This is a genomic window from Acidocella sp. (assembly GCF_013044125.1).
GTDB lineage: Bacteria > Pseudomonadota > Alphaproteobacteria > Acetobacterales > Acetobacteraceae > Acidocella.
This window is the reverse complement of record NZ_JABEVC010000144.1, coordinates 1-4239: the sequence shown is the minus strand read 5'-3', so window position 1 is coordinate 4239 and position 4239 is coordinate 1. Positions and strand designations below refer to the sequence as shown.

General features: G+C 70.1%; 2 protein-coding genes. One reads left to right on the top strand and one right to left on the bottom strand.

Features of this window, described 5'->3' with window-relative positions; genetic code table 11:
• Window positions 1-3289, top strand: a 3289-nt coding sequence (locus tag HKL97_RS09070; RefSeq protein WP_291424571.1) for a translocation/assembly module TamB domain-containing protein, incomplete at its 5' end; no start/stop codon positions are given.
• 20 nt (window positions 3290-3309) lie between these two features.
• On the opposite strand, the gene HKL97_RS09065 is transcribed toward HKL97_RS09070, so the two are convergent.
• On the bottom strand, window positions 3310-4239 hold a 930-nt coding region (locus HKL97_RS09065), incomplete at its 5' end, for an MYG1 family protein (protein WP_291424569.1).

Sequence of the window (4239 nt, the reverse complement as noted above, 5' to 3'; positions counted from 1 at the left end):
TACGGGCGGTGTGTGGCTGAAGGGCCGGGACCTGGAGCTGCGCTGGCAACCAGCCGCGCTGCTGCGCGGGCGCATTGCCGTGACCTCGCTGAGCGCGGCGGTGGTGGATATGGCCCGCCTGCCCGTGGCCGGAAAAAGCAGTGGCGGTGGCGGTTTGGCGGGCAGGCTTTCCGCATGGCGCGTGGATGTGGCCCGGCTGAGCGTGCCGGAACTCAACCTCGGCGCTGCGCTGGCGGGGGCGCCAACCACGCTCAACCTTGCCGGTGCGGCGCATTTGCACGGGTTTGCGCGCGGCGGCGTGGCGCTGAAGGCTACGGCGGGGCAAGGCGGGGCGGATTACACGCTGGATGCCCGGATGGACCCGCAAACTGTATTTGCCAGTTTGCGGGCGGTTGAGCCGGGTGGAGGCCTGCTCGCGCGGCTGGCGGGGCTGCGCGCGCAGGGGCCGCTGCGGCTGGATGCCACGCTGGCCGGGCCGCGCGGCGGCGCGGCATTGCGTTTTGATGCCGCATTGGGGGCGGCGCGGCTGAGCGGGACCGGCACGCTGGGGCTTAATCCGCGAAGCCCGCGTGCGGATGTGGTGTTTGATCTCCCGGCGCTGGCGCCCGTGGGCGCGCTGGCCGGGCAGGTTGTGGCGGGAAGCGCCACTGTTCATCTGGTGGCGGCGGCGCGGGATGGCGGCGTTCATCTGGCACTCTCCGGCGCCACCGTGCTCACCGCCGGACCCTATGGGCTTGCGAGACTCACCGGCCCCGCCGGGCAATTTTCACTCGATGCGGATTTGCGCGGCCGGGTGTTGGAAATCGCGCGGTTCGATGCTTCTGGCGCGGCATTCCAGCTCTCGGCCAGCGGCCGCATGGCCCCGGCGGCGGTGAATTTACAGATGCAGCTCGCCTTGCCCCGGCTGGGCGCGTTTTTCCCCGGGATTTCCGGCAGTGCCGGGGGCACGGGCAGCATCACCGGCGCGCCCGGCGATTTTACCGCGCGGGCGGTGTTGACCGGCAATGCCGCCGAGAAGGCCATTCCCTCCGGGCCGTTCAGCCTCGTGTTTGAGGCGCGGCATCTGCCGCGGATGCCGGAGGGTACGCTCACCGCCTCCGGCGCGCTGGAAAACGCGCCGCTGACGCTCGACGCCGCTTTTGCGCGCGATGCGAAGGGGGGGGTGGTTTTCAGCGTCAGGAAGGCGGTTTGGCGGTCGCTGGATGCGCGGGCGGATCTTGCCCTGGCCCCCGGCGCGGCGCTGCCCACCGGCACCGCGCAGCTCAGCATCGGGCGGTTGGATGATTTTGCGCGCTTCGCGCCGCTGCCGCTCGGCGGCCGGGTGGCGGCGGATTTCTCATATTCGGCGGGCAAGATCCTCAGGCTGAAACTCGACGCGCAAAACCTGGTGGCGGCGCGGAATTTTGGCGCTGTGGATGCTGTGCTCACCGCCGCGGGCCCCGCCGCCGCGCTTGCCGTACGGGCGCAGGCCAGCACGCGCGCGCTGGGTCCGGCACCGGCGCGGATGGCGCTGGCTGGTGTGGTTGATCTGGAGACGCGCACCGCGACGCTGGCGGCGCTCACCGCCTCTTGGCGGCAGGTGGATGCCCGGCTGCGCGGTCCGGCGGTGATTGTGGCGCGGTCCGGGGTTGTGGCGCGCCATTTGGCGCTCGGGGTAAACGGCGGGCGGGTTGAGCTGGATGGTATGCTTACGCCCCGGCTGGATGCGAAAGTGAGTGTGCAGAACCTGCCCGCCCGCCTGGCCGGGTTGTTCATGCCGGGGTTGAAAGCCACTGGCACGCTGGCAGGCCGCGCGGCGTTGAGCGGCAGGCTGGCGGCGCCGGTGGGGCAGGTCAGCTTCAGCGCGCGGGATATCAAGCTGCAGGCGGGCCCGGGCGCTGCGCTGCCGCCGGTGGATTTAAGCGCCAGCGCCACGGTGATGGACCGGACCGCGCGCGTGAAGGCGGTGTTGAGCGCCGGGGCGCAGGTTGAGCTTGCGGCCGAGGGGGTGGTGCCGTTCAACGCGGCGGGTGCGATGAATTTGCATGTGGCCGGGCGGGGGGATTTGCGGTTGTTGGACCCGGTGCTGGCGGCGCGCGACGCCATGGCGCGTGGGATGGTGGCGGCGGATATGACGCTGACGGGCACGCCGGACGCGCCGCTGGCCACCGGGAGCGCCACGCTGGCGGATGGCAGTGTTCAGGATATCAGCACGGGTCTGAACCTGACACATATGACGGCGCGCGTGCAGGCGGCAGGGCAGATGCTGACGCTGCAAGGTTTTCAGGCCACCGCCGGGGCGGGGCGGATCACCGGCCAGGGCATGGTTGACCTGGGCGGTGCGGGCCTGCCGCTCGATTTGACCCTGGATGCGGCTAACGCCAGCCCGATCGCCTCGGACAATCTGAGCGGCAGCGTGGATGCCGCGTTGACCCTGACCGGGGCGCTGCGGGGGCGCCTGCTGCTGGCGGGGAATGTGGATATCAAAAAAGCGGAGATCAATCTGTCGCAGCCGTTGCCGCCGCGTGTCGCTGATTTGCCGATTGTCAACGAGGGGTCGCCGCCGCCGCCCGCGCCGCCGCCGCCGCCGGATGTCGCGCTTGACCTGCGGGTGAGCGGGCGCAACCAGATTTTTGTGCGGGGCGCGGGTGTTTTCGCGGAGCTGGGCGGGGGGGTGCATATCACCGGCACGCTGGCGGCGCCCAATCCGGAGGGCGGGTTTGAGCTGATTCGCGGTTATGTCTCGTTGACCGGGAAAACCCTGAATTTCACCAAGGGCAGCGTGAGCTTCAACGGCGCCGGGTTCATGCCGGCACTCGACCTGGAAGCCACGAGCACGGGCAGCGGCAACAGCACGGCCACGTTGATCGTGGGGGGGACGGCGGCCAAGCCGGTGATGACGCTGAGCAGCGTGCCGCCGTTGCCCTCGGATGAAATTCTGGCGCAACTGCTGTTCGGGCAGAGCACCACGAGCCTCTCGCCGTTCCAGACGGCCTCATTGGCGGCGGCGCTGGCGCAGCTTTCGGGCGTGGGCGGGGGGTTGCCCAATCCGCTCGATTCTGTGCGCGGCGCGCTGGGGCTTAGTCAGCTTTCGCTGAGCAGCAACGCGAGCGGCCCTCCATCGGTGGAGGCGGGCCGCTATGTGGCGCCGGGGGTTTATCTCGGTGCGGCGCAGGCGACCAATGGCCAGGGCACGCAGGCGACAGTGGAGATCAACCTCACCAAGGGGCTGAAGCTGCAAAGCTCAACCGGCACCAGCCGCACCGGCAACAGCAGCAGCGTGGGGCTGACCTACCAGTTCAATTATTGATTTGGGTGATTTGAGGGGCCTTACGGGGCGGCAAGGGCCTTGCGCGCCAGCTCCACCGCGCCGGCCCGCGATCTCGCGGCGCCGACGAAGCGGCGCGTATGCACGAATACCGCGTCCGCGACGCCGGATTCGCGCGCCAGATCCTCGGTCTGGAGTCCGGCCCAGGCTTCAGGCAGGGGGAGGCGCTGGTCGAACGAACCCGGTTCGGGAGGGACGGTATCGAGCATCCAGTTGCCGTTGGAGGCGGGGGAGACGGCGAAGAGCACCGGCAGGCCGTGCGTGAAGACGGCGCTTTTCCAGGGCATGCCGGCTTCCAGGATCAGCAGGCGGGGGTCTTCGCTGCGCTGATGCGCGGCCAGCACGGCGGTCTCGGCGGCATGGCGGGCGCGCAGGGACTCAACGCGGCGCGCGAGCGTGGCTGTGAGGAAGGCGGTGGCTTCGAGGAAGGCTTCGTCGCCGGCGGCTGGCCCGTTGGCGGCTGGGCTGTCCCATGGCGGGTTGAATTCGCCGATGAGTGAGGCGAGCCCGAGAGAGTCACGCGCCAGGGGGCCGCTGGCGGAGACGCCGTTGTCGATTTCGTCGATCCGCAGGACGAGACCGGCATCGAGCTCGGCGGCGATGGCGGCGGCAAAGCCGGTGGCGCCCGCGGGGCGGAGCAGCGCGGCGGCCGCACGTTCCCCATAGACCTGCCAGACCAGCCCGGCGGAGGAGAAGGGCGTGCCATCAGCGCGCAGCGGCGCGCCGCGCTGGTGATGGTCGAAGCGGTTCTGCGCCGGGGCGAACACGCTGCCGACATCCCAGACGATATCGGCCTGGTTGATCAGCTCGGGGTTGCGCGTGCGCAGCAGCGTATGGTCAACGCCGGGCTGGCGCAGATCCAGCGCCAGGCGCAGCACGGCATAGGCGAAAACCTCGTCGCAATGGAATTTGCCGCTGTGGGTGGCGAGGGC